The sequence below is a fragment of the Idiomarina sp. H2 genome (genome assembly GCF_004364275.1).
Classification (GTDB): domain Bacteria; phylum Pseudomonadota; class Gammaproteobacteria; order Enterobacterales; family Alteromonadaceae; genus Idiomarina; species Idiomarina loihiensis.
Genome location: NZ_SNZY01000007.1, coordinates 90,611 through 115,637, shown reverse-complemented (window position 1 = coordinate 115,637; position 25,027 = coordinate 90,611). Strand labels below are relative to the sequence as shown.

Genomic DNA, 25,027 nt, shown 5'->3' with positions numbered 1-25,027 from the left:
TTATGGCGGAACAACAGTCACTGCCTTTAGGCTTTGTTCGCGGCGAACCGGTTATAGAAAAGCCTGAAGACCTCTATATACCGCCGGATGCGCTGGAAGTTATACTCGACACTTTCAGTGGTCCGATGGATCTTTTGTTGTATTTAATTCGCAAACAAAAGCTCGATATTGTGGACATGCCTATTCTGGCTATTACCCGGCAATACGTTGAGTATGTGGATATGATGCAAGAGCTGAAGCTGGAGCTTGCCGCCGATTATTTAGTGATGGCGGCCATTCTTGCCGAAATAAAAAGCCGTTTGCTGTTGCCGAAACCGCCTCAGGAAGAGGATGAGGAAGAAGACCCTAGAGCGGAGCTCATACGGCGTCTGCAGGAATACGAAGCGATACGCCAGGGTGCTGAATATATTGATCAGCAACCGCAGGTGGGGCGGGACATGTTATTGAGTGAAGTCGGCAGTAATGCACGCGAGTGGTTAACAGCTGCACCTCCGGAAGTGACTCTTGAAGACTTAACTCTTGCTTTTAGTCGAGTGTTACAGCAAGTGGAGTTAAAAGCTCACCACCAGATAAAGCGCGAGCAACTATCGACACGAGCGCGGATGAGTCAGGTACTGGAGTTGTTGAGCCATAAAAAGTACGTTTCTTTTAGCCAGCTCTTTACTCGAAAAGAAGGTCGCGCCGGAGCTGTGGTCAGTTTTTTAGCAATTTTGGAACTTGTGAAAGAATCAATGGTAGAATTGTCACAAGTAGAGCCAATGAGTGATATTCGCCTGAGTTTGAGACAGCACAATCAAGATGAATCCGTTACAGCTTAAACAACTTATTGAAGCGGCCTTGTTTGCGCATCCGCAGCCGTTATCGGCTGAGCAGCTGTATCAGCTGTTGCTGAATGAAGGCGAGGCCTCGCTGGCGGCCATAAGGCAGCAACTTAAAGAGTTGCAGTCAGACTATCAGGAACGTGGTATTGAGTTGGTAAAAGTGGCTTCCGGCTACCGTTTTCAAACCCGGGCCGAGCTGGGTCAGAGGTTAGCCGGGCTTTGGCAGGAAAAACCGCCTCGTTACTCAAACGCTTTGCTGGAAACTTTGGCATTAATTGTTTACCGGCAGCCCATTACGCGTGGTGAAATTGAACAAATACGCGGTGTAAGTGTCAGTAGCCAAATAATGAAGACACTGCAGGAACGAGGCTGGGTTAAGGTTGTAGGGCACAAAGAAGTGCCGGGAAGACCTCAGCTTTATGCCAGCACTAACGATTTTTTAGATGATTTTAATTTAAGTGACTTATCAGAATTACCTGATATCGACACACTTAATGAAGATGATGAACGTACCGCTGAGACAGCGACTAACGAGAGAGATGATTCGTAATGACCGAGAAATTACAAAAGGTTTTAGCCCGATCTGGACATGGTTCGCGCCGCGAAATTGAAACAAAAATTTCAGCCGGCCGAATTCGTGTGAACGGCAAAGTAGCACAATTGGGTGAGCGTATTGATGCCGACGCAAAAGTACGCATTGATGGCCACGAAGTTCAGATTAAACCTGAAGAAGAGGTCATTTGCCGAGTTCTGATTTACCACAAGCCCGAGGGTGAATTGTGTACGCGCAAGGATCCGGAGGGACGGCCGACCGTTTATGACCGCTTGCCAAGAATGAGTGGTGCGCGTTGGGTCGCTGTGGGGCGGCTTGACGTGAATACCTCGGGTCTGTTGTTATTTACTACCGACGGTGAGCTTGCTAATCGCCTGATGCACCCCAGCCAGCAGGTTGAACGTGAATACGCGGTACGGGTGTTTGGTGACGTGGATGAAGCCATGATGCAACGCCTGAGAAAAGGTGTGCAACTGGAAGATGGCCCTGCGCATTTCAATAGCATAAAGCCTGCCGGTGGTGATGGCATGAACCGCTGGTTCCACGTGACCATCAGTGAAGGGCGTAATCGTGAAGTTCGCCGCTTGTGGGAGTCGCAGGAAGTGCAGGTCAGTCGTCTTATCCGTGTTCGCTATGGCGATATTCCTCTGGAACCCGGTTTACCGCAAGGTGGCTGGGCGGAAATGTCATTGCCTCAGGTGAATGCGTTAAGAGCTCAGGTTAACTTACCGGCGGAAAAAGAGTCGTTTCTCGACCCTCGTCATGAAGAGTCTAAACAGCGTCGTTTTGCGAAAATTCGTAAAGCCACCGCCCGCCACAGACTGGATAAAAAACAGAGTAAACGACGGGGTAAGTAAGTGACCACTACTGCCCGCTGGTTACCTGATTTTATGGAAAACCAGCGCTTGTTGCTGGCCTGGCCATACCGGAGTGATGTCTGGCGTAAGCATGCGGATCCAGCTCGAGACGCTCTCATAAAGCTAATAAAACAATTGCCTGATAACACGCCGGTTTCGCTCGTTGTTCCTGCGAGCATAAGCGACAGTGTATCCGAGGCACTTAAATCCGTTCAGCGCATAGAGCTGGATTATGACGATATCTGGCTACGCGATACTACACCACTGTGGCAGTTAAATAGCGACGGTCAGTTGGCGGCATTGTCTTTTGATTTTGATGGCTGGGGTGGTGTCCAGAATGTTATTGCTGCTGATAAAGCCTTTAGTCAAAGCCTGTGCTCTCGCTTCATGTGTCCAGTAACAAATAGCCTGCTTATTGCTGAAGGCGGTGCTTTTACGCACAACGGCCAGGGTGACTGGCTAATTGGTCTGGCCTGTATTAAGCAGCGAAACCCGGCAATGACAGAGCCGCAGATAAAGTCGTTATTAGGTCAGTTGTTGCCCGGGCAACGTTTGCACTTTTTTGATGGTGGATTGGTTGCTGATGAAACGGGCGGGCATATTGATAATATGGCGTTATTCGTTGACGCAAATACTGTGTTGTATGCTGCCACTGATAATACAGCGCATCCGGATTATAAAACCTGCCAGGCGCTTAAAAAACTACTGGATAAACTGCCTGCTTACATTCAAACCATTCCTTTACCTTTGCCGCCTCCACAACTGCCAGCTCGTGAAGAAAGAGCGGGGGTGGAGCTTACATCGTCAAGCTTAAAACGTACCGTTGAACTGCCTTTACTGTGCAGTTATGTGAATGTTTTGCAAACGAGTAAACTGGTTGTGGTACCTCAATTTGGGTTAACCACAGACGCTCAAGCCGTGCGGACTGTTCGCGAAGCTCTTCCGGAGCGAAAGGTTATTGCCATTGATGCTCGCGAATTTGTTTTAGGGGGCGGTGGTTTGCATTGTATCAGTCATAACTTGCCTAAATTTAAGACAGGTAAGCTTTAATCAGTGATGATTAGGCGTTCCCGGCCTTTATCCTTAGCTTCGAACAAAACGTCATCCGCACGTTTATAAAGAGAGTCAAAACTATCTTCCGGGTGAGCGTTAGTAAAGCCCATACTGAAGGTAATGCGGTAATCTTCCGGCAAACCGCTAATGGGCTTGCTGTTCATTTCCTTGGTAATGCGCTCGAAGATGTTTTTCGCGTCCTCTTTACTGACATCGAAAAAGACCAACAGCCATTCTTCGCCTCCCAGGCGACCGAAGTTGTCTTGATCACGCAGGCTGAGTTTGGCAACTTCTGCAAAACGTTGTAATACGCGGTCACCAACGTCGTGACCGAACTGATCATTTATTGCCTTAAAGTAATCGAAGTCGACAACGGCCAGTGCTAACTGACGTTGTTGTTCGCGAGCTTGCTCCAGACCTTTTTTGCATATACGGACAATGGCACGTCGATTCGGCGCGTTAGTTAAATCGTCTTTTAATGCCAGTTCGGCGAAGTTTTTACGAGCCCGCCATTGCTGATACAGAAAAGCCGAAACAATAATAACCACCAAAAGGCCTGAAATAATAATCCACACCAGCAGGTAATAGGAGGTTTGCTGCTCCTGCAGTTCTAACTGCTGCAACTGATTTTCTTTTTTAAGTAATTCATTGGTGGTCTCCTGCTCTTTAATTTCCAGGCGCACCATAATTTCTTGTACTTGTTTATCCTGAGTTTGCTCCTGCACTTTCTGCATATAATTGACAGAAGTTTTGTAACGCTCCAGAGCAGCCTTGTAATTTTCTTTACTCTGATAATACTCAGACCAGCGCTCATTCAGGGTCTGATATAATTGATTATCAGCTAATGTGTTAATAACCGAACTGGCGGCTTCTAGTTGAGCTAGCGCTTTTTCAAGTTCGTTGGTACCTAAATAAGCCGAAACCATGGCTAGCCGGCTTTGTGCTTCCATAGGATGAGCTCCGGCTGACTTAAATTGCGGCATAGCTTGATTTAGGCGTTCTAAACCCTGTTGATAACTTTCGTTTTCGATATCAATTGAGGCCATTTGGAAGAGGGCGTAAGCGACGCCAAGGTCATCTTTAATTTCTTTACTGATTTCTAAAGCCGTCTCGAAATGCTGTCTGGCTTTTTCATCATTTCCGGCGGCTTGATAACCAGTGGCTAAATTGTACTCGAGTACAGAAACATCCCATTGACCTAAATGTTCTCTGCTGATGTCGAGTGCATCCTGAATGTGTTCTAAGCCAATATCGTTTGCGCCAACATCGAGATAAATAGAACCAATTAAAGCGTGAAACTCTACCTGCAACCTGGGGTGTGCCGTGTAGGCATTACGATTGAGCTTTTCCAGAGTCTGCAGTGCATGGGCTATATCCCCTGTATTCTGCATCACTTGCGCATGAAGTATGTCTGCTTCTATCTGTAAATCTTTATTACCTGAAGCCTTAGCGTTTTCTATTGCATAGGTAATGCTGGTGTTGGCCTGGCGAAGCTGACCTCTTTGTAAGAAATACCATGTTTGGTTAATTCTCAACAGAGTTTTTGCAATTTTTGAGTTGGCCAATTCAGCAAAGCGTAAGCCTTCATCTATAGCTGCATGTGCTTTACTTTCATGACCGGAATATCGGTAGGCTTCAACTTGCAGTGCGTAAGCCATTGCCAGTTCTTCAAACTGGCGCTGGTTATCGTACTGTTCTATTAATTCAGAAGTCTTTTTTATCCAGGCATCTGGATTACTGCTGGCATCAACACGTTGCTGCTGCCACTCCTGAGCTGAAACTAATGAAGTGACAGCGAGTAAAGTGATAAATAAAAGGCTCTGAATTTTTAGGAACAAAATGGCTCTTTCTGTTGCAAAATTGTTGAATATCAAGCCATTTTACTCCGAGTGCTCAACATAGCAACGATTTAATTGTCAGAGTCCGGCTGAGTTTGGGTTGAGAATATAACCTCTACCTGTGCCTCAATGGTTTGTTGTCCAGGTAATGACACTTTATCTGAGCGGCTACTCATTTCTGCCATTTGCATAACCACCGGTCGTGACATAGAGCGTTCAGCGATACTTAATGTTCCCGTCAGCTCTAGACCCGCAGCAGTAGCCAAACGCTCGGCCTTATTTTTTGCTTGTTTATAAGCGTTGATCAGTGCTTGTTGATATAAACCTTGCTGGTCACTAATTTCAAACCGAACCTGACCAACGCGAGTGACGCCGCGCGCTAGCGCTAAGTCGATAATATCGTCGTAGTTTTCGGGCTCTAACAAAGTGACCTGAACTTCGCGTTGAACGACAAAACCATCTTGCTCTGTTTTCCCGTCATCGTTTTGTTCATACCGAGGGTAAATTTGTAGTTGGTAAGAACGAATATCTTTGTCTTCTATACCTTTACTATTCAGATCGTTAATTAAGCGGCTAGTGGTGTTATCGACTAATGTTTTTTGTGAGCTGAGTTTATTCCCGCGTTCTTCTATCCAAAAAGTCAGTGACATCTGATCCGGAATAGCAGAAACACTGCCGCTACCGGATATTGATAAGGTACGCTCGTCTGCTTGAGCGAAAGTGGTAAATCCTGCGGTAAGAAAGGCAAGACAAATGAAGAGAAACCTTGATTTTGAATTACTCTGAGTCATATTAAGCATCCTTAGACCAAATTCCATAGTTAGGTGTTGGAGTATAGACCATGGATGAAAGTTCAGAATATGACGAAAAAGCTTTGCGGGATAGTGCCTTTCGTTTGTTGGCAATGCGCGAGCAGAGCGGAACTGAATTAAAGCGTAAATTAATCCAGAAACAATGGCCTGCTGAAATGGTTAACCGCGTTGTTGACGAGCTTAATAAGGAAGGCTGGCAGAGTGACGAACGCTTCGCCGGTAGCTTTATTCGTGAAAAAGTTGGGCAAAAACAGGGGCGATTAAAAATCGTGGCGCAGGCCACTCAGCAAAAAGGCGTTGCTACGGAAATTGTTGAGGACTTGCTCGAATCCATGGAAGTTGATTGGTTTGAATTGTGTGCCGAGCTAAAGCAGAAAAAGTTTGGGGATGATGACCCGGCTGATGAAAAAGAGTGGAGTCGACAGGTGCGCTTTTTGCAGCAGCGAGGTTTCACTCCGGAGCAAATTTTCGCTTGCGTCAATCGACCACGACGCTAGGCTAGACGGCTACTTCGTGATAGTCTTAGAGCATTAAAACATTGACCTAAAGTCACTCAGTTAAGAAAAGTAGGACTCAATATGAGCATGAACAGTGCCCAAATTCGTGATGCATTTTTAAATTACTTTGCTGAACGAGGACACGAGAAAGTTCCGTCAGCATCGATGATCCCCGGTAACGATCCCACCTTGTTATTTACCAATGCAGGTATGGTTCCATTTAAAGACGTTTTTCTGGGTACTGATAAACGCCGTTATGATAAAGCCACCTCGGCGCAACGCTGTCTGCGTGCCGGCGGTAAACATAACGATTTAGAAAATGTTGGGTACACAGCCCGTCATCACACTTTCTTTGAAATGATGGGTAACTTCAGTTTCGGTGACTACTTTAAAAAACAAGCTATTCAGTACGCCTGGGACTTTTTAACCAAAGAGTTGAAGCTGCCGGCTGAAAAGCTCTGGGTTACGGTGTTTACCGAAGATGATGAAGCCTACGATATCTGGGTGAAAGACATTGGCGTACCGGAAGACCGTATTTCGCGTATTGGTGAAAAAGACAACTTCTGGTCTATGGGTGATACCGGGCCTTGTGGTCCATGCTCTGAAGTGTTTTACGATCACGGCGAAGAAGTATGGGGCGGCCCTCCGGGAACTCCTGAAGAAGACGGTGATCGTTACATCGAAATTTGGAATCTGGTCTTTATGCAGTATAACCGTCAGGCTGACGGTACCTTAGAACCTTTGCCTGATCCTTCTATTGATACGGGCATGGGGCTGGAGCGTATTTCTGCCATTATGCAGAACGTTCACAGTAACTATGAAATTGATTTGTTCCAGGCGCTGATTAAAGCGGCGGCTGAAATTATTGGCACCAATGATCTGGATAATAAATCATTGCGGGTTATTGCTGATCATATTCGTTCATGCTCCTTCTTGATTACCGATGGAGTTATGCCATCAAATGAAGGCCGTGGTTATGTTCTGCGCCGTATAATACGTAGAGCCGTGCGGCACGGGCATTTACTTGGCGCTAAAGACACCTTCTTTTTCCGTTTGGTAGACGAATTGGCTCGTCAGATGGGTGAAGCGTATCCTGAGCTGGAGCAGAAGAAGCAAATTATTAAAGACGCCCTGGAACGCGAAGAGCAGCAGTTTGCGCGCACGCTGGAGCGCGGTCTGGCAATTTTATCAGACGAAATTGCCGAGCTGAAAGGTAATGTCATACCGGGCGACGTGGTATTCAAACTCTATGACACTTATGGCTTCCCTGTTGATTTAACTGCGGACATTGCCCGTGAGCAGGAATTGACAGTTGATGAACAAGGTTTTGAAAAGGCTATGTCAGAGCAGCGTCAGCGGGCTCAGCAGGCTTCTCAGTTTGGAATGGATTATAATCAACAGCTTAAATCTGACAATAAAACCGCATTTACCGGTTACGATGACGTTGCCGGGCAGGCAAAAGTGGTCGAGTTATTTAAAGATGGTAAACCGGTAGAGCAGTTGCAGGCGGGCGAAAACGGCATTGTGGTTTTATCAGAAACTCCATTTTATGCAGAAAGTGGTGGTCAAATCGGTGACAAAGGTGTTTTGGTTGTCAACGGACCGGCATTTGAAGTGACAGACACCCAGTATATTGGCAAAGCGATAGCGCACCACGGCGTAGCGAAAGCTGCGGTTAAGCTCAACGACAGCGTAAAAGCCGAAATTGATTCTGAGCGTCGTGAGAATATTAAACGCAACCACTCGGCAACGCATTTGCTGCATGCAGCGCTTAGAAACTTGCTGGGTGAGCACGTTACGCAAAAAGGTTCTTTGGTCGAAGCGGACAAAATGCGTTTTGACTTCTCGCACTTTGAACCAGTGACGACTGAGCAGTTGGCTCAATTAGAGCGTGAGGTAAATGCACAAGTTCGCGCTAACCTGCCACTGCAAACCGAGCTCATGGCTATTGACGAAGCAAAAGAAGCGGGCGCAATGGCCTTGTTCGGCGAAAAGTATGATGAGCAGGTACGAGTTGTGCGTATGGGAGATTTCTCCATGGAGCTTTGTGGCGGTACTCATGTCAAAGCGACAGGCGATATCGGTTTATTCAGAATAACCTCAGAGGGCGGTATTGCTTCGGGTGTGCGTCGCATTGAAGTGGTAACCGGAGAAGCAGCCGTACGATATACTCAACAGCAGCAAAGCGTATTGCAGCAAATTGCTGGAGAACTCAAAACAGAACCAAGCTCTGTGGCCGATAAAGTTCAGCAACTGCAGCATAAGTTCCGTGAATTAGAGCGTAAGAACGAGCAACTGCAACAAAAACTGGCACAGCAGGCCGGTGGTGGGTTAATCGCTCAGGCTGTTGATATTAATGGGGTTAAAGCAATTATTGCGGAGCTAGACCAGGCCGATCCGAAATCTTTGCGTGGATTAGTTGATGATCTGAAGAACCAAATGGGCTCAGGTATCGTATTATTAGGAACTGCAAACGGTGATAAAGTCAGTTTAATTGCTGGCGTTACTACCGATTTAACGTCTAAAGTTAAAGCAGGAGATATCGTGAATCAGGCTGCAAATGTCGTTGGTGGCAAGGGCGGAGGTCGTCCTGACATGGCGCAGGCAGGTGGTTCACTCCCGGAACAGTTAAATGAAGCTTTGGCTACTGCGACGACTTGGTTACAGCAACAGCTTTAGCTGTCGCTGTAAGCGATTAAAACACAACGAAAAAGTATGCGCTTCGTTATAGTGTAATCACTCTCAGTGTTGGTAGACTGCTTACGCCAGTTCAGGGAAAAGTTCGATATTCGCGGTAAGAATCGGAACAGTATTGAAGGAGCAATCTATGCTAATTTTAACTCGCCGTGTAGGTGAAACATTAATGATAGGTGATGATGTTTCGGTCACCGTTCTCGGCGTTAAGGGAAACCAAGTACGTATTGGTGTTAATGCCCCGAAAGACGTTTCCGTTCATCGCGAAGAAATATACATGCGCATTCAGTCTGAAAAAGACGATGAGCAAGACAAAGAATAAGTGATTAGACAAGACCGGCGAAAGCCGGTCTTTTTTTATGTTTTTGAGCATTCTGAAGAAAAATCGCGCGAGATGGTCAATTATCCCACACTTAAACCCTAGTTTTTAAAAAAGCGATTGACATTATTGCCAACATCGCTAGAATTCACGCCACAACGATTTGGAGAGGTGGCCGAGTGGCTGAAGGCGCTCCCCTGCTAAGGGAGTATAGGGTTTGTAGCCCTATCGAGGGTTCGAATCCCTCCCTCTCCGCCAGTCGTTTACAGTAACAATTACGCGCTCGTAGCTCAGCTGGATAGAGTACCTGGCTACGAACCAGGCGGTCGGAGGTTCGAATCCTCCCGAGCGCGCCATATTGTTACTAACCTGAATACGCGCTCGTAGCTCAACTGGATAGAGTACCTGGCTACGAACCAGGCGGTTGGAGGTTCGAGTCCTCCCGAGCGCGCCATTCTTTTTTATATCCCCTTAAATTATCTTCTTTGCTCATTAGTCCCTTTGAATATTTTTTAATCTCATTTAAATCCTGAATACCCACTATTTACTGCTGTATCTCCTTGCGTGACTTGCTACCATGGTATTTAATAATTTTATAACAATACCTTAGCAACCAATCAGGAGTGCTTCGTGTCAGAATTGCTCAGTCAAGCTGCGCAACTCATGCTGGTAGGCATGGGCGCAGTCATCATCTTTCTTTGCTTACTGGTCGTTGCCATGAGCGTTATGAAACGCCTGATCCCAACACCAGAGCCTGTTGCCAGTACTCAGCCTTCAGTCGAAAGTAATAGCTCTGATGCGGCAAGTCCTGCGGTACTGGCTGCAATTTCTGCTGCGGTACACCGTTATCGTCAAGGCAAAAAAGCAGCGAATAACAAGGAGAAATCACAATGAGTAAACCCCTGTTACTAACAGAGTTGGTGCTTCGTGACGCACATCAGTCACTACTCGCAACGCGTATGCGTCTGGACGACATGCTTCCCATTGCTGAAAAGCTCGACAGCATCGGCTACTGGTCAATGGAGTCCTGGGGTGGTGCGACTTTTGATTCTTGTATTCGCTACCTTGGTGAAGATCCCTGGGAACGCATTCGTGAACTGAAAAAGGCTATGCCGAATACTCGCCAGCAAATGCTGCTTCGAGGGCAAAACCTGCTGGGATACAGGCATTACGCCGATGATGTGGTGAAACGTTTTGTCGAACGCGCAAAGGAAAATGGTGTTGATGTTTTCCGTATTTTTGATGCGATGAACGATGTTCGAAATTTAAAAACAGCAATAAAAGCGGCAAAAGACGTTGATGGCCATGCGCAGGGTACTCTCGCTTATACTGTCAGCCCGGTTCATACCCTGGATAAATGGGTGGCAATGGCACAAGAATTGGAAGATTTAGGCTGTGACTCGTTATTCATTAAAGATATGGCTGGCTTGTTAAGGCCTAACGACGCCTATGAACTGGTCAGTGCGTTGAAGGAAAAGACGGACTTGCCAATTGCTATGCAGTGTCACGCAACAACGGGCTTAAGTGTGGCAACCTACCAGAAAGCCATTGATGCTGGTATCGATATGCTGGATACCGCCATTTCGTCAATGAGCATGACTTACGGCCATTCGCCAACAGAAACCCTGGTTGCAATGACAGAGAATACCGACCGGGACACAGGCTTGTCATTACCTGACTTAGCTGAAGTAGCCAGCTATTTCCGCGATGTGCGCAAGAAATACGCTAAGTTCGAAGGTTCTCTCAAAGGGGTTGATGCGCGCATTCTTCTGGCTCAGGTACCGGGAGGTATGCTGACCAATATGGAAGGACAGTTAAAAGAGCAGGGTGCGCTGGATAAATTTGATGAAGTTTTAAAAGAGATTCCGAAGGTACGTGAAGACCTTGGATTTATCCCTTTGGTTACGCCAACCTCACAAATTGTAGGAACCCAGGCGGTTCTGAACGTGTTGAGCGGTGAACGTTACGAGAATATCTCTAAAGAAACTGCTGCGGTTCTTAAAGGTGAATATGGAGCAACCGCTGCAGAAGTTAATAAAGACTTGCAGAAGCGCGTTCTGGACGGTGAAGAACCTATTACCTGTCGCCCGGCGGATTTACTGGATAACGAACTGGATGCGCTGACCAAAGAGCTAAAAGATAAAGCGACAGATGAAGATATTCGTTTAGCGGATGATGTTGTTGATGATGTCTTAACTTATGCGCTGTTTCCGCAAATTGGGCTTAAATTCCTGAAGAACCGTGATAACCCGGATGCTTTTGAGCCGGTGCCTGGAGAAGAACCTGAAGAGCAAACGGAATCTAAAGAGCAACAAGCTCCAAAGGCAACCGGAGATGTTGAGCAATACGAAGTTGAGGTTGAAGGTAAGCGTTATAATGTAAAAGTCGGCCCAGCGGGTCAGCTCGATTCTGTGAAGTCATCGTCCTCAGCAGAGTCTTCACAATCATCACCTGAGTCATCGCAGCAATCATCAGGTGGATCAGGCGAGGGTGAAACCATAAAAGCGCCATTAGCCGGTAATATTTTTAAAGTTGTAGCCAAAGAGGGCGCTGCGATTAAAGCCGGCGACGTTGTCTTAGTAATGGAAGCGATGAAAATGGAAACCGATATTAAAGCACCAAAAGACGGTACTGTTCAGTCTCTTCATGTAAAAGAAGGTGACGCAGTGACCGTGGGTGATGCTCTGGTGACGGTAGGCTAATATGGAAAAGCTGCAGATTTTATGGGAAACCACCGGCATTGCTGCAATGACATTCGGCCAGTTCAGCATGATTCTGGTGGGTGGGTTGTTGTTGTATTTGGCAATCTCAAAGAAATTTGAACCTCTATTACTATTACCTATTGGCTTTGGCGCAATACTGGCAAATATCCCCTTAGGTGGCTTCACCGAGCCAGGTGGAGTTCTTTATTACGTGTATAGCGTTGGTATCGACACCGGTGTGTTCCCTTTGCTTATTTTTATGGGAGTTGGGGCGTTAACCGATTTTGGTCCCTTGCTGGCAAACCCTAAAATGCTGTTTTTGGGTGGGGCGGCTCAGTTCGGTATCTTTGCTACCTTGTTTGGAGCTATTGCTTTGAATGGCATACCGGGCATTGAGTTTTCGATGTCCGATGCGGCAGCTATTTCAATTATAGGCGGCGCTGATGGCCCCACTGCTATTTTCCTGGCGTCGAAGCTGGCACCGGATTTATTGGGAGCTATTGCTGTTGCAGCGTACTCATATATGGCGCTGGTGCCTATTATCCAGCCGCCAATAATGAAACTGCTGACAACTCAGGCCGAGCGTGAGATTAAAATGGAGCAGTTACGGCCGGTAGCTCGTCGTGAGAAGCTTTTCTTCCCGTTAATAGCTATGGGGTTAACGCTGCTGTTTTTGCCTTCAGCAACGCCTTTGGTTGGCATGTTCTGTCTGGGTAACTTAATGCGTGAATCTGGCGTAGTGGAGCGCTTAACGAAAACCACTCAGAACGAGCTGATTAATATCGTGACCATCTTTCTCGGTTTGGCTGTGGGTTCTAAATTGCAGGCGGAGCAATTTCTCAGCTTCCAAACGCTGGGCATTCTGGTATTAGGTGCCGTTGCATTTGCCATAGGAACTGCCAGTGGTATTTTAATGGCGAAATTAATGGGTAAATTCAGCAAAGACCCGATTAACCCGTTAATTGGTGCTGCTGGAGTATCCGCTGTACCTATGGCAGCACGGGTGGTTAATAAGGTTGGTTTACAGGCTAATCAGCAAAACTTCCTGTTAATGCATGCGATGGGACCTAACGTAGCCGGAGTATTAGGCTCAGCAGTTGCAGCGGGGGTTTTACTGGCATTGGTTTAACGCCCGGTCAGAAACATCATCGCCGTGTAAAAAGCGGCGATGACAGCGCTTATCACCGCAATATACACAAAGCCTTTGTAACCTTGTTTGATACTCCAGCCATTAGCGCGTAAATACAGCAACCAAATCAGACTGAGTAGTAACGGAATAATAAAAAAATAGCGGATCATAGTAATTCCTCAAGACTGATGTTGTTGAATGGCTTCTAAGTCGACAGCCGCCTGATGCGCATAGCGTAAACGTTTTTCCAGTTCAGTGATCTGGTCAGCGACTTTATCAATATTACCTTCAGCCATAAATTGCTCTAAGTCGGCGGCTTTGCTTTGTAACTGAGTAAAGCCAAGATTCGCGGCAGCTCCCTTTAACGAATGAAAATAGCGGCGCGCACTTTCATGCTGGCCCCGGGTAATAAAGTCAGAGACTTTAGTAGCGCTACCCTGGTAGGTTTCATACAGCTGCTCTACTAATTTCAGATAAAGCTCAACGTTGTACTGTAAGCGTTTTAATGCCGTTTCAAACTCAATGCCCTTCACTTGTGGAATACGAACCGGCGGTTTATTAACCTCATCCTGTTTAGATTCTGGTGGTACTTCTGGTTGTTGGTTATTGGTGTAGTCACCCGGGACCGCCCATTTAATAATGGCTTTAATCAGCTGTTGTTCATCAATTGGCTTAGCAATATGTCCTTGCATACCCGCGGCAAGTGAACGCTCCTCGTCGCCACTCATTGCGTTGGCTGTCATGGCCAGAATAGGAAGCTGCTGATAATTGAAGTCGGCGCGGATTGTTTGCGCCGCTTTCAGCCCGTCCATGACCGGCATTTGAATGTCCATTAATACCAGCGAATAATTTTTGTTATGAACGGCTTCTACTGCTAGCTGCCCATTTTCCACTATATCCACTTTAAATTTGTGGCTTGAGAGTATTTCTCTGGCGACTTGCTGATTAATCTCATTGTCCTCTACCACCAAAATAGGTGCTCGCAAAATACTTTCCGGGATGCCGTCACCACTGTCAGCATCGTCCGCATCGGAGAGCTCTCGCTGAAATAATGTTGAGGTCAGGCTTCTACCTAATGTTGACGCGGTAAAGGGTTTTGAAATGATGTCGTTGACGCCTGCCTGCTTCGCCTTTTCTGATAATTCTTCAGCATAATACCCTGTCGCCAGCGTCATTTTCGGCCTTATGTCTTCTGCATAACGCTCGGTTATCTTCTGGCAAAATTCCAGACCATCCATACCCGGCAAGCGCCAGTCAACCAAAACCAATTGATAAGGATTGTTGTCCTCGACAGACAGCTGAAAAACTTGCAGGGCTTGTTCCGCCGTGCGGCACACTTTTACGTCAACCTGATAACTGCGCAGCATTTCATACAGCATTTCGCGGGTACTTAAGTTGTCATCAATGGCGAGAATTCGAACGCCTTTAAGTTTCTGCAAAAGGTACTGATGATGACTGTTGTCCTGCTCTGTCTGTAACGGCAGTTCTACTTCTATGTAAAACGTTGAGCCCTGACCGGCGGCGCTGGTTACGCCGATATCACCGCCCATTAATAAAATAAGACGTCGGGAAATGGCTAAGCCAAGGCCGGTACCGCCATACTTACGGGTTGTCGAAGTATCTGCCTGAGTAAAGGCTTTAAAGAGGTTAGCGCGCTGCTCTTCGTCCATACCAATACCGGTATCGGTAACCGATATCCGCAACAAAACATTATCCCGGGAACTGTCCAGCAGGTTAACGGCAACATTGATTTCACCGTCTTCGGTAAATTTAATAGCATTACTGATCAGGTTAACCAGCACCTGGTTCAAGCGCAGCGGGTCGCCAATTAAACGCGTTGGTATATTGGCCGGTAAGTTAATAATAAACTCGAGGTCTTTATCGTAAGCCCGGTAAGCAAACATGTCGGCCAGTGAGGTCAGAACATCCTGCAAATCGAAAGGAATGCGCTCGACAGTTAACTTACCCGCGTCAATTTTTGAAAAGTCGAGAATGTCATTAATAACGCCCAGTAAAGCCTGTGAAGAAGAGTCGATGACTTTGATGTAGCGTTTTTGTTTTTGGGTAAGTTCAGTTTTCAGGCAAAGGTTTGCCATACCCACAATAGCGTTAATTGGTGTGCGAATTTCATGGCTCATATTTGCCAGGAATTCACCTTTTGACTGATTGGCACGCTCGGCGGTTTCTTTGGCCTTTTCCATTTCTTCAGCAACTGATTTAATGCCGGATATATCGTAATAGCTGCCGAGAATGCCGATAATATTGTGATCGTCATCGTAAAGCGGAACACTGGAATGCTCGACCCACTGGCTTTTACCGCTTACTTTCAGTTCGATTTCTGCATTAACTGATGGAGCCTGCTGACTAAAGGTTTTTCTGTCGCGCTCCAGTAATACGTCATTACTGGCAAGGGAATCAATTTCTGCATCCGCTTTGCCGGCCAGAGATTCAGGATCAATACCAAAGTCATTAGCAAAAGCACGGTTGCCGCCTAACAATTTTAGTTCGGGGTCGCGCCAGTAAACCCGGGTTGGCAGGTCATTAAAAACTTGTTCAAACAGTTGTAACGAGTCTGACGATAAAAAGGGTTGCCGAAAAGGCGCTGTCAGTGCGTTGCGCCGGGACCACCACCAAATGACAATGCCAATAATCAAACTGAACAGAATCATCGCGACTAATACAGTGTCACTCCAGGGGGCAGGTAACAGGGCATATAACGCAAGACTGGTTACCTGAAGAATGACAAAAATGAGCTGTAAAAATGTCCAGAATGAATTCATGGTTGATCCGTAACCGAAAGGTTATATAAACAGCAGCTAGTCTGCCACGTTGTGCTGTAATCGCCAAGTTATGAGTGACAACCATAGACCTTTTAGCGAATTACCAGTAAGCTTAGCGGCAGAAAACCTTCCGCCTCAGTGAATGGAGTTGTCTTTTGCAAGCAACATTTCAAGCAGTTATCGAAAAGCTTAAGCAATCGGGTAAAACAGCAGTTTGGCAGGGCATTAAACGTGGTATTGAACGTGAAGCTTTGCGAATAAAAGAAAATGGGACGCTGGCGCCGGGTGACCATCCCCAGGAACTGGGGAAAACTCTGACGCATCCGACCATTACAACCGATTACTCAGAGAACCTACTTGAGTTTATTACTCCGGTTGCCTCCGATATTGACACAACGCTGTCACAGCTCCGTGATATTCATCGGGTGGCTTATAACGCCATTGATGACGAATTGTTGTGGCCAATGAGCATGCCTTGCTACATTGGCTCAGATGACGATATTCGTATCGCTAAATATGGTGACTCGCACTCGGGACGCATGAAAAGCCTTTACCGTCGCGGTCTGACATATCGCTACGGCGCCACTATGCAGGTTATTGCCGGAGTGCATTATAATTTTTCTGTATCCGATGCAATGTGGGAAGAATTAGCGGAGATTGAGGGTGTCAGTAATAACCAAAGTTTCCGTACCGAACGCTATTTCGCTCTCATCCGTAACTTTAAGCGCGTGGCCTGGGTTATTCCGTACTTGTTTGGCGCTTCGCCTGCTTTGTGTAAATCGTTTTTCAGTCAGACTAAAAATGAAGAGATTCTGAAAAAATGGGATTTTGATACGGTAGGTAAAGGCACGGTATTCTTGCCTTATGGTACGTCGTTGCGAATGAGCGACTTAGGTTATACCAATAAAGAACAGGCAACTCTGAAAATTACTTATAATTCATTGGATGAGTATGTGACAGGCCTGCGTCGCGCAATTACAACGCCATCTCAGCAGTTTTCGAAAATCGGTGTAAAAGTAGGCGACGATTATCGTCAGCTTAACGATAATATTCTGCAGATAGAAAATGAGTTTTATTCGCCAATTCGTCCTAAACAGACAGCCCGCGATGGCGAAACGCCAAGCCAGGCCCTAGAGCGTGGTGGGGTAGAGTATGTAGAGATTCGTGCACTGGACGTGAACCCGTTTAGTGATGTGGGTATCACGGCGCAGCAAATGCACTTTCTGGACTTAATGCTTTTGCATTGTTTATTACAACCAAGCGAAGAAATGAGCTGGGAACAGCAGCAGCAAGCCGACAAGAATTTTACTAAAGTGGTTATGCAGGGACGTGATCCGCGCTTAAGCTTGCAGCAAAACGGCATTGATCGCCTAATGGCCGACTGGCTGGAAGAGCTTTTTGCAGATTTCTCTTCAATTGCCAAAGCACTGGATAACAGTTCAGACAATAAAGTTTATCAGAATCATTTAGCGGATTTGTACGAGTGGGTATTAAATCCGGAAAGTACGTTATCGGGTCAAATTTTACGATTGCTCAAAGAAGAAGACCGCGATAACAGCAATTTAGGTATGCAGTTAGCTAAGCAATACCGCGAGCAACTGAAAAATGAGCCGCTCAGTTACTATCAACAAGACGACTTTGCTAAATGGGCGGCCGAATCAGAGCAAGCGTTTGAAGAACGTTATCAGCAAGACAATAACGTTGACTTTGATACGTTTCTGGCAAATTATTTCAAACAGGCAGCACGCTCTGGTCAGCTAGCTGATTGATAAACATAAAAAAACGCAGCCCAAATTTGGACTGCGTTCAATAAAACGTTCAGGGGATGAACATGAATGCATTTATCAGCTACAACATGTGTTCAATTACTGAGAGTTTAACGAGTGAATAAAGTTCAATGGCGATAAAACTTTTTTTCCCTATTCAATCGAAAGTACTGATAAGTGCTTTGTTTGTCGCGACTCTCAGTGGTTGCGCAACACCCCCTCCGGCGAACCCTGAAAATGTCTGTCATATTTTTGAAGAGCACCGTGACTGGTATCATGCGGCCGCTGATGTGCGTGAACGCTGGGGCGTGCCTATTCATGTACCAATGGCGATGATGTATCAGGAGAGCTCCTTCAAGCATAATGCTTTGCCGCCCAGAGACTACCTTTTAGGCTTTATTCCATGGGGTCGGGTGAGTTCGGCTTACGGTTACTCGCAGGCGAAAACGATGACCTGGGAAGATTACCAGCGTGAAACGGGTAACGGTTGGGCCAGTCGCGATGACTTTGAAGATGCAATTGATTTTATGGGTTGGTTTATAGCAAAAACCTATAAAATTAATGGGGTATCGAAATGGGACGCCTACGGACAATATCTTAACTATCATGAAGGCTGGGGTGGCTATCAGCGTAAGTCTTATTTAAAGAAACCCTGGCTGGTAAAAGTATCCAGGGTTGTAAAAAGCCGCTCTATGACATACGCCGCGCAATTGAATAAGTGTGAGGAAGATTTAAAGCACGGCTGGCTATGGCGTTTATTTTTCGGTTAGTCATTGGTCTGGTTATCGGGTTTTTGGTAGAGCTCAGGAAACACTCTAATTTGTTTTATCATGGTGTCACCAATTTCAACAAGCTCTACCGGATAACCGCCTAAACGCAGCGACAACCGGGCATCAGGAATATCTCCGAACTGTTCAATAATAAGACCGCTTAAGGTTTTTGGGCCATCAGTCGGAAAATCCCAATTCATTTCTTTATTCAATTCGCGCAAGTTAGCTGAACCGTCGACTAAAAAGCTGCCGTCAGTTTCCAGTGTGACAGATTCGCTGGGAGCCGGCGCCATAGAAGTCGTGAAGTCACCAACAATTTCTTCCAGAATATCTTCCAGAGTAACGAGTCCCTGAATGTCGCCGTATTCGTCAACAACCAGTCCGATACGTTCTTTACGACGCTGGAATTTTAGTAGCTGCACATTTAATGGTGTGCCTTCGGGAATAAAATAACTGTCCCGCGCAGCACGCACTAAAATGGACTTATCCGCAGTAAACTGATTTTTACTCATCAGGCGCATGATATCGCGTGCATGCAAAAAGCCGATAGCGTCATCTATTTCATTACGATAAAGCAGTACGCGGGTGTGTTGACCATTTGACAGTTGCTTAACAATAGACTTCCAGTCGTCACTAATATCGATGCCAACGATTTCATTACGGGGCACCATGACGTCTTCTACCGTAACTTTCTCGAGGTCCAGAATGCTGACCAGCATTTCCTGGTGCGAAGTCGGAATTAAATTCCCTGCTTCATTTACTACTGTACGCAGCTCGTCGGAGCTTAACGCGTCAGCCATTTGTGACTGCTTGGGGTTAACTCCCAGCAGGCGCATGAAAGAATTGGTGATGAAGTTCATACCAATAACGATAGGGTACATGACCTTTAGCAAAGGCATCAAAATTAAGGAGCTGGGAAAAGAAATGCGCTCCGGATGCAGTGCTGCAATGGTTTTCGGCGTAACTTCAGAAAAAATCAGAATAATTAAGGTTAAACCAAAAGTAGCTATTACTATTCCAGCGTCACCGAACCAGCGCAGACAAAGGATAGTTGCGATAGCCGATGCACCAATGTTGACCAGATTATTGCCAATAAGGATAAGGCCAATTAACCGATCGGGACGATCAAGCAGGTACTGGACACGCTTAGCTCCGGGGTGATTGTTTTGTACCAGATGGCGCAGACGGTACCGGTTGATAGACATCATGCCAGTTTCGGAGCCAGAGAAGTATGCGGATAAAAATAACAGTACGGCTAAAATCACGAGCAACATGCCCGTTGATATCTCGTCCAACGGTTTATTCCTTAATTATACTGTGAATGTGACAATGTAGAGTTCTCAGCTATGAAGTCAAGTGTCATTCAGGATAAGAGAAAATCTTTCACGAACCGACTGCCAAAATACCCTAAGGTTAATAGGGTGCTGGCAAGTACGGTAATGACCACAATAATGCGCCCACGTAAGCCTGATGTCCGGTGTAGGACAACCGCCAAAAGGTAAAGCAAAGCCGCGACGCTGGTTAAAATGGTTTTGTGTGCTTGCTGTTGAGCGAGCATGTCATCGAGGAAAAGAAACCCTGAACCCAGAGCGAGAAACAGCACAAAAGTGCCCAGCGCCAGAAGGTTGAAGAAATATTTTTCGACAGTCATTAATGGTGGCAGTTTGCTCAGCAGAATATGACCTTTGCGGTTTTTTAATACACGGTTTAAATAACTGGTTTGTAACGCGTAAAGTGTGGCTAAGGCCAATATTCCATAGGCGACCAGTGACAAGGTAATGTGAAAAACTAACCCATGTCCGATGCTGATGTCAGCACCCCAGTTAACCGGAGTGAACACAAGTAACAGTGTGGTAAGCGCAGAAAACAGATAAATAACCGGCTTCAGGAATAAGTTACTGGCCTGGTTATTTTTCACTACGGTTAAAGCGGCTATCAGAAAAGCCACAATAGCCAGACTGGATGAGATATTAATGTGATCGAAATCATCGTTGGAAAGTTGTATTAAAATGAGCCAGCCATGCGCAGCAACCGCCAAAGCAGCTGGTACAATCTGATAAGCTGGGTGAAGCACTTTGTTTTTTAAGATATTTTGTAGAATAACAAAAGCGCTGGCACTGTAACCCAATAAGCTGATTAGCAACAATAAAGAGAGCATCACGCGCCCGACTTCCCTGATTCCTGTTGTTCGTGCCCTGAGTATACGACGTCAGTCGGTTAAACCCAATACTTACGGGGCGAAACTTTCTTGCAAATCAGATATACTGCCCCCATTACTATTAACGTCAGAAATCGCAATATAAGAGACGATCGACATGTTTGAGAATTTATCGGAACGCTTGTCGCAAACGCTGCATTCTATTGGTGGCCGGGGGCGACTGACCGAAGACAATATTAAAGAAACCTTGCGCGAAGTTCGCATGGCGCTGCTTGAAGCCGATGTTGCCTTGCCTGTGGTAAAAGACTTTATTGCTAAAGTTAAAGAACGGGCCGTAGGTACAGAGGTCAACAAAAGCCTGACGCCGGGTCAGGTTTTTGTCAAAATTGTCCAGTCTGAGCTGGAAGCGGCAATGGGTGAGGCGAATGCACCTCTGCAATTAAATACCCAGCCGCCAGCTGTTATTTTGATGGCAGGTTTGCAGGGTGCGGGTAAAACCACCAGTGTGGGCAAACTGGCTAAATATTTAACTGAGCGCCAGAAGAAAAAAGTCATGGTGGTCAGTGCCGACGTTTATCGTCCGGCCGCTATTAAACAGCTGGAAACTCTTGCCGAGCAGGTAGGCGTTGAGTTCTTCCCGTCTTCAACTGATCAAAAACCAGTTGATATTGCTAATGCTGCTATTGCCCAGGCACGTAAGCAGTTTATTGATGTGGTATTAGTGGATACCGCCGGTCGTCTCGCTATTGACGAAGACATGATGCAGGAAATTCAGCAACTGCACTCAGCCATCAATCCGGTTGAAACCCTGTTTGTCGTTGACGCGATGACGGGTCAGGACGCGGCAAATACCGCCAAAGCATTTAGCGAGGCTTTGCCTTTAACGGGTGTTATTCTGACGAAGACCGATGGTGATGCTCGTGGTGGTGCGGCTCTGTCTATTCGCCATATTACCGGTAAGCCTATTAAATTCCTGGGTGTTGGTGAGAAAAACGATGCGCTGGAGCCGTTTCATCCTGACCGCGTAGCCTCCAGAATTCTTGGCATGGGCGATATGCTTTCTCTGATTGAGGAAGTCGAACAAAAAGTCGATAAAGAAAAAGCGGAGCGAGTGGCGAAAAAAGTCATGAAAAAAGGCCAGTTCTCACTGGAGGATTTTCGTGATCAGCTCGTACAGATGCGTGAAATGGGCGGCATGATGGGATTAATGACCAAAATGCCGGGCATGGGTAAAATGACAGAACAAATGAAAGGTCAGATGGATGACAAAATGACCTTGCGCATGGAAGCCATTATCAACTCCATGACTCCTAAAGAACGGCTACGACCCGACGTAATAAAGGGCTCGCGTAAGCGCCGTATAGCAACCGGTTCAGGTACTCAGGTGCAGGACGTGAACAAGTTGCTTAAACAGTTTACTCAAATGCAAAAAATGATGAAAAAAATGAAAGGTGGCGGCATGCAGAAAATGATGCGCGGCATGGGCGGAAAGATGCCACCAGGAATGTTCCCCGGACGCTAGGAAAAAGCGCGTCAAGCTTGCATTTGCAGTAAAAATCAGTAGAATTGCCGAGCCTTCCGACTCTGTCGGAGGGCTTTGCTATTTTTTACATTTACAAAACAGTTATATTGAGGAACGCAATGGTAACCATTCGTTTACAACGTGGTGGCGCGAAAAAACGCCCCTTCTACCAAATGGTAGTTGCTGACAGTCGCAATGCTCGCGACGGTCGTTTCATTGAGAAAGTAGGATTTTTTAACCCTGTAGCTCGTGGTCAGGAAGAAAAACTTCGTGTTGATGTTGACCGCATCGAGCATTGGGTAAGCAAAGGCGCTCAGTTATCTGATCGTGTTGCTAAATTAGTTAAAGATGCAAGCGCTGCTGCGTAAGCATTAACAGATTCAGGTAGGTAAATTAATGCAGCAATCAGAGCAAATCGTCGTTGGTCGCATCGGTGCGGTGTATGGCGTAAAAGGCTGGTTGAAAGTGCAGTCATTTACCGATGATCCAGAATCGATATTTGAATACAGCCCTTGGTTACTCAGCCAGAAAACTGAGCGCGAAATGAAAGTTGTCGAGTGGCGTCGCCACAACAACGGACTTATCGCCAGGTTAGAAGGCATATCCGATCGCGATGAGGCTGCGCGCCTTACTGGTGCGGATATTTGCATTACGGCAGATGAGTTACCGGCATTAGCTGACGATGAGTTTTACTGGCGCGACCTTATTGGTATGCGTGTAGTGAACACCAACGGCTATGATATGGGTGTGGTTGAACAAATTATGCCCACCGCATCGAACGATGTGTTGGTCGTAAAAGCAAACAGCAACGATGGGTTCGGAAAATCTGAACGTTTAATTCCTTTTATCCAAAGTGAATATGTCACTGCGGTTGATAAGGAAGCCAAACAGATTCAGGTTGAGTGGCCATCGGACTTTTGATGGGCAAGCCTTTGCAGGTTGGCGTCATCAGTTTGTTTCCTGAAATGTTTTCGGCCGTCACCGATTACGGTGTTACCGGCAGAGCAATAAAGGAAGGTTTGCTGACAGTGAGTGTCTGGAATCCTCGTGATTTCACTCATGATCGCCACAGGACTGTTGATGACAGGCCTTATGGCGGTGGTCCGGGTATGTTGATGATGGTGCAGCCACTTGTGGATGCTATCAACGCAGCAAAACAAAGCCTGGGTGAGGATACTCCTGTTATTTATTTGTCACCGCAAGGGCAAAAACTTGATCACAGCGGAGTGCAACAGCTCTCCGGCAATGATCGAATGATTTTGATTGCTGGCCGTTATGAAGGCATTGATGAACGCGTTATTAAACAATACGTTGATGCAGAATGGTCGATAGGGGATTACGTATTAAGCGGTGGTGAGTTGCCAGCAATGGTACTTATTGACGCGGTTTCACGGTTAATTCCCGGGGTGTTGGGACACCAGGATTCAGCGGCAGAAGATTCTTTTGCCAGCGGGTTACTGGACTGCCCTCACTATACTCGACCAGAAACTTATAATGAGCAGCAAGTACCGCCGGTTTTATTAAGCGGTGATCATGAAAAGATACGTCGCTGGCGTTTACAGCAGTCTTTGGGTAAAACCTGGCTGCAACGACCAGAGTTAATTCATAGCCTAGCTCTGACTGACGAGCAGGAAACATTGTTGAACGAGTTTATCGCACAACAATCATCCGGCGAATAAAGTACAGTTTACCTAGGATAGGAGATACGAAAATGGCAAAAGTTAGCCAAAGCATCATTAAGGCTCTTGAAGAAGAGCAGATGAAACAAGATTTACCTGAGTTTGCACCAGGTGACACTGTTGTTGTAAATGTAAAAGTAAAAGAGGGTAACCGCGAACGTCTTCAGGCGTTTGAAGGTGTTGTTATCCGTGTTCGTAACCGCGGTCTGCATTCAGCGTTCACAGTACGTAAAGTATCCAACGGTGAAGGCGTAGAGCGTACTTTCCAAACGCACAGCCCATTAGTTGACAGCATTAAAGTCAAACGTCGTGGTGCGGTTCGTCGCGCGAAACTGTACTACTTGCGTGAGCGTTCTGGTAAGTCTGCACGTATCCGCGAGAAGCTGTCTTAAGCTTTTAGCAAACAAACGAAATAGCAAAGAAAAACCCAGCCTTGTGCTGGGTTTTTTGATAGTGTTTTAGAATGAACGAAGATATCGAAATATTAACCCAAATTTTAGCTGAGAACCTTGATGCTCAGCACCACTGGACTGAGCATGAACTGATTGCGTCTTTGCAGGGGCCGCCTTATGAGTTCTTTGATAAAGAAGCTCTGCGTGATCCCCTGACCTTGTTTCAGACTCACTTTTTATTGTTTCACTGTCTTTATAAATTGCGTGAACGCTGGCGGAAAGAAAAAAAGTACGAGCTTTTTATTCATACCCTTAATATTGAGTGTCAGCCATGGCAACGTGGCGTTTCTGCATTGACAGAAAAGGACGCGTTAGCAGAATATTATTTAGATCTGAATCAACTGGGCTCGACATCCGGCGCTGATGTTGAATCTATGCTGGATGATTTTTGGCGGCGCATGGGGCATTCTTCTTCTAGGGTGGAAACCAGTATGCCTGTGAACGATGCCTGGCAGATTATGGAAGTTGAACCGCCGGCAAGCCAGACCTTTATTAAAAAGCAATATCGTAAGTTAGTACACAAGTATCATCCCGATAAAGGCGGGAGTGTGGCTAAAATGCAAAAAATTCAGAAAGCCTACCATCGTGTTATAGAAGCCATAAAAGAGGAATAAGATAACCGCTC

At 46.2% G+C, this 25,027-nt stretch carries 24 protein-coding genes and 3 tRNA genes; 21 read left to right on the top strand and 6 right to left on the bottom strand.

Annotated elements, in window-relative coordinates; all coding sequences use genetic code 11:
- Positions 1-2: 2 nt before the first annotated feature.
- From DET62_RS10395 to DET62_RS10380, 4 genes are read left to right on the top strand one after another with little or no spacing between them, the layout of a single operon-like run.
- Positions 3-818: a ScpA family protein gene (locus DET62_RS10395; protein WP_110013850.1), complete on the top strand. Its 816-nt coding sequence runs from the start codon at positions 3-5 to the stop codon at positions 816-818.
- Positions 799-1,371: an SMC-Scp complex subunit ScpB gene (scpB, locus tag DET62_RS10390; RefSeq protein WP_011234980.1), complete on the top strand. Its 573-nt coding sequence runs from the start codon at positions 799-801 to the stop codon at positions 1,369-1,371. Before DET62_RS10395 ends, scpB begins: the two co-directional genes overlap by 20 nt.
- Positions 1,371-2,231: a 23S rRNA pseudouridine(2605) synthase RluB gene (gene rluB, locus DET62_RS10385; RefSeq protein ID WP_011234979.1), complete on the top strand. Its 861-nt coding sequence runs from the start codon at positions 1,371-1,373 to the stop codon at positions 2,229-2,231. Before scpB ends, rluB begins: the two co-directional genes overlap by 1 nt.
- A complete protein-coding gene (locus tag DET62_RS10380; protein WP_110013849.1) occupies positions 2,232-3,281 on the top strand; it encodes an agmatine deiminase family protein in 1,050 nt (349 codons plus the stop codon).
- On the opposite strand, the gene DET62_RS10375 is transcribed toward DET62_RS10380, so the two are convergent.
- Both DET62_RS10375 and DET62_RS10370 read right to left on the bottom strand, forming a co-directional pair.
- A complete protein-coding gene (locus tag DET62_RS10375; protein WP_243734997.1) occupies positions 3,278-5,122 on the bottom strand; it encodes a GGDEF domain-containing protein in 1,845 nt (614 codons plus the stop codon). The two genes, DET62_RS10380 and DET62_RS10375, sit on opposite strands and share 4 nt — an antisense overlap.
- A 71-nt stretch (positions 5,123-5,193) precedes the next feature.
- Positions 5,194-5,913: an SIMPL domain-containing protein gene (locus tag DET62_RS10370; RefSeq protein WP_034821778.1), complete on the bottom strand. Its 720-nt coding sequence runs from the start codon at positions 5,911-5,913 to the stop codon at positions 5,194-5,196.
- A gap of 50 nt (positions 5,914-5,963) precedes the next feature.
- Here DET62_RS10370 and DET62_RS10365 point away from each other — a divergent pair, with 50 nt between their 5' ends.
- The 9 genes from DET62_RS10365 to DET62_RS10325 all read left to right on the top strand — a co-directional run bounded on the left by DET62_RS10365 (position 5,964) and on the right by DET62_RS10325 (position 13,275).
- Positions 5,964-6,431 carry a regulatory protein RecX gene (locus tag DET62_RS10365; protein WP_110013847.1) on the top strand — a complete coding sequence of 156 codons (468 nt, stop codon included), beginning with the start codon at positions 5,964-5,966 and terminating at the stop codon, positions 6,429-6,431.
- Positions 6,432-6,512: 81 nt separating this feature from the next.
- A complete protein-coding gene (alaS, locus tag DET62_RS10360; protein WP_110013846.1) occupies positions 6,513-9,110 on the top strand; it encodes an alanine--tRNA ligase in 2,598 nt (865 codons plus the stop codon).
- 148 nt (positions 9,111-9,258) lie between these two features.
- Positions 9,259-9,447, top strand: a complete 189-nt coding sequence (csrA, locus tag DET62_RS10355) for a carbon storage regulator CsrA (protein ID WP_011234973.1) — start codon at positions 9,259-9,261, stop codon at positions 9,445-9,447.
- Positions 9,448-9,609: 162 nt separating this feature from the next.
- Positions 9,610-9,702: transfer RNA gene (locus tag DET62_RS10350), tRNA-Ser, on the top strand.
- Positions 9,703-9,723: 21 nt separating this feature from the next.
- Positions 9,724-9,800, top strand: a tRNA-Arg gene (locus DET62_RS10345).
- Positions 9,801-9,821: 21 nt separating this feature from the next.
- Positions 9,822-9,898: transfer RNA gene (locus DET62_RS10340), tRNA-Arg, on the top strand.
- A gap of 176 nt (positions 9,899-10,074) precedes the next feature.
- Positions 10,075-10,338 carry an oxaloacetate decarboxylase subunit gamma gene (locus DET62_RS10335; RefSeq protein WP_034821770.1) on the top strand — a complete coding sequence of 88 codons (264 nt, stop codon included), beginning with the start codon at positions 10,075-10,077 and terminating at the stop codon, positions 10,336-10,338.
- Positions 10,335-12,146: a sodium-extruding oxaloacetate decarboxylase subunit alpha gene (gene oadA / locus DET62_RS10330; protein WP_110013845.1), complete on the top strand. Its 1,812-nt coding sequence runs from the start codon at positions 10,335-10,337 to the stop codon at positions 12,144-12,146. The genes DET62_RS10335 and oadA overlap by 4 nt, the downstream gene beginning before the upstream one ends.
- A gap of 1 nt (position 12,147) precedes the next feature.
- Positions 12,148-13,275, top strand: coding sequence for a sodium ion-translocating decarboxylase subunit beta (locus DET62_RS10325; RefSeq protein ID WP_011234970.1), 1,128 nt, complete (start codon positions 12,148-12,150; stop codon positions 13,273-13,275).
- Here DET62_RS10325 and DET62_RS14465 read toward each other — a convergent pair.
- The gene (locus DET62_RS14465) at positions 13,272-13,445 is read right to left on the bottom strand and encodes a hypothetical protein (RefSeq protein WP_011234969.1); all 174 of its coding nucleotides are present in this window, start codon (positions 13,443-13,445) and stop codon (positions 13,272-13,274) included. The genes DET62_RS10325 and DET62_RS14465 overlap by 4 nt on opposite strands.
- 9 nt (positions 13,446-13,454) lie before the next feature.
- Entirely contained in the window at positions 13,455-16,055 is a 2,601-nt protein-coding gene (locus DET62_RS10320; RefSeq protein ID WP_110013844.1) for a response regulator, read from the bottom strand.
- A 155-nt stretch (positions 16,056-16,210) separates the two neighbouring features.
- On the opposite strand from DET62_RS10320, the gene gshA reads away from it, so the two are divergent.
- Both gshA and DET62_RS10310 read left to right on the top strand, forming a co-directional pair.
- Complete coding sequence (gshA, locus tag DET62_RS10315) at positions 16,211-17,824, top strand: glutamate--cysteine ligase (protein ID WP_110013843.1); 1,614 nt, start codon at positions 16,211-16,213, stop codon at positions 17,822-17,824.
- A gap of 128 nt (positions 17,825-17,952) precedes the next feature.
- Entirely contained in the window at positions 17,953-18,591 is a 639-nt protein-coding gene (locus tag DET62_RS10310) for a hypothetical protein (protein WP_110013842.1), read from the top strand.
- Here the strand turns inward: DET62_RS10310 and DET62_RS10305 are convergent.
- Positions 18,588-19,886, bottom strand: a complete 1,299-nt coding sequence (locus tag DET62_RS10305; protein ID WP_011234965.1) for an HlyC/CorC family transporter — start codon at positions 19,884-19,886, stop codon at positions 18,588-18,590. The genes DET62_RS10310 and DET62_RS10305 overlap by 4 nt on opposite strands.
- 68 nt (positions 19,887-19,954) lie before the next feature.
- Positions 19,955-20,749 carry a cytochrome c biogenesis protein CcsA gene (gene ccsA, locus DET62_RS10300; RefSeq protein WP_110013841.1) on the bottom strand — a complete coding sequence of 265 codons (795 nt, stop codon included), beginning with the start codon at positions 20,747-20,749 and terminating at the stop codon, positions 19,955-19,957.
- 157 nt (positions 20,750-20,906) lie between these two features.
- Between ccsA and ffh the strand changes: the two genes are divergently transcribed.
- From ffh to DET62_RS10270, 6 genes are all read left to right on the top strand, one after another.
- The gene (gene ffh / locus DET62_RS10295; protein ID WP_011234963.1) at positions 20,907-22,271 is read left to right on the top strand and encodes a signal recognition particle protein; all 1,365 of its coding nucleotides are present in this window, start codon (positions 20,907-20,909) and stop codon (positions 22,269-22,271) included.
- Positions 22,272-22,390: 119 nt separating this feature from the next.
- Positions 22,391-22,639, top strand: a complete 249-nt coding sequence (gene rpsP, locus DET62_RS10290) for a 30S ribosomal protein S16 (protein WP_011234962.1) — start codon at positions 22,391-22,393, stop codon at positions 22,637-22,639.
- 28 nt (positions 22,640-22,667) lie between these two features.
- Positions 22,668-23,192, top strand: a complete 525-nt coding sequence (gene rimM / locus DET62_RS10285) for a ribosome maturation factor RimM (RefSeq protein ID WP_011234961.1) — start codon at positions 22,668-22,670, stop codon at positions 23,190-23,192.
- An 11-nt stretch (positions 23,193-23,203) separates the two neighbouring features.
- A complete protein-coding gene (trmD, locus tag DET62_RS10280; RefSeq protein WP_034821906.1) occupies positions 23,204-23,950 on the top strand; it encodes a tRNA (guanosine(37)-N1)-methyltransferase TrmD in 747 nt (248 codons plus the stop codon).
- Positions 23,951-23,982: 32 nt separating this feature from the next.
- A complete protein-coding gene (gene rplS / locus DET62_RS10275) occupies positions 23,983-24,342 on the top strand; it encodes a 50S ribosomal protein L19 (protein WP_011234959.1) in 360 nt (119 codons plus the stop codon).
- Positions 24,343-24,413: 71 nt separating this feature from the next.
- Positions 24,414-25,016: a DNA-J related domain-containing protein gene (locus tag DET62_RS10270; RefSeq protein WP_110013840.1), complete on the top strand. Its 603-nt coding sequence runs from the start codon at positions 24,414-24,416 to the stop codon at positions 25,014-25,016.
- The last annotated feature ends 11 nt before the right edge of the window (positions 25,017-25,027 follow it).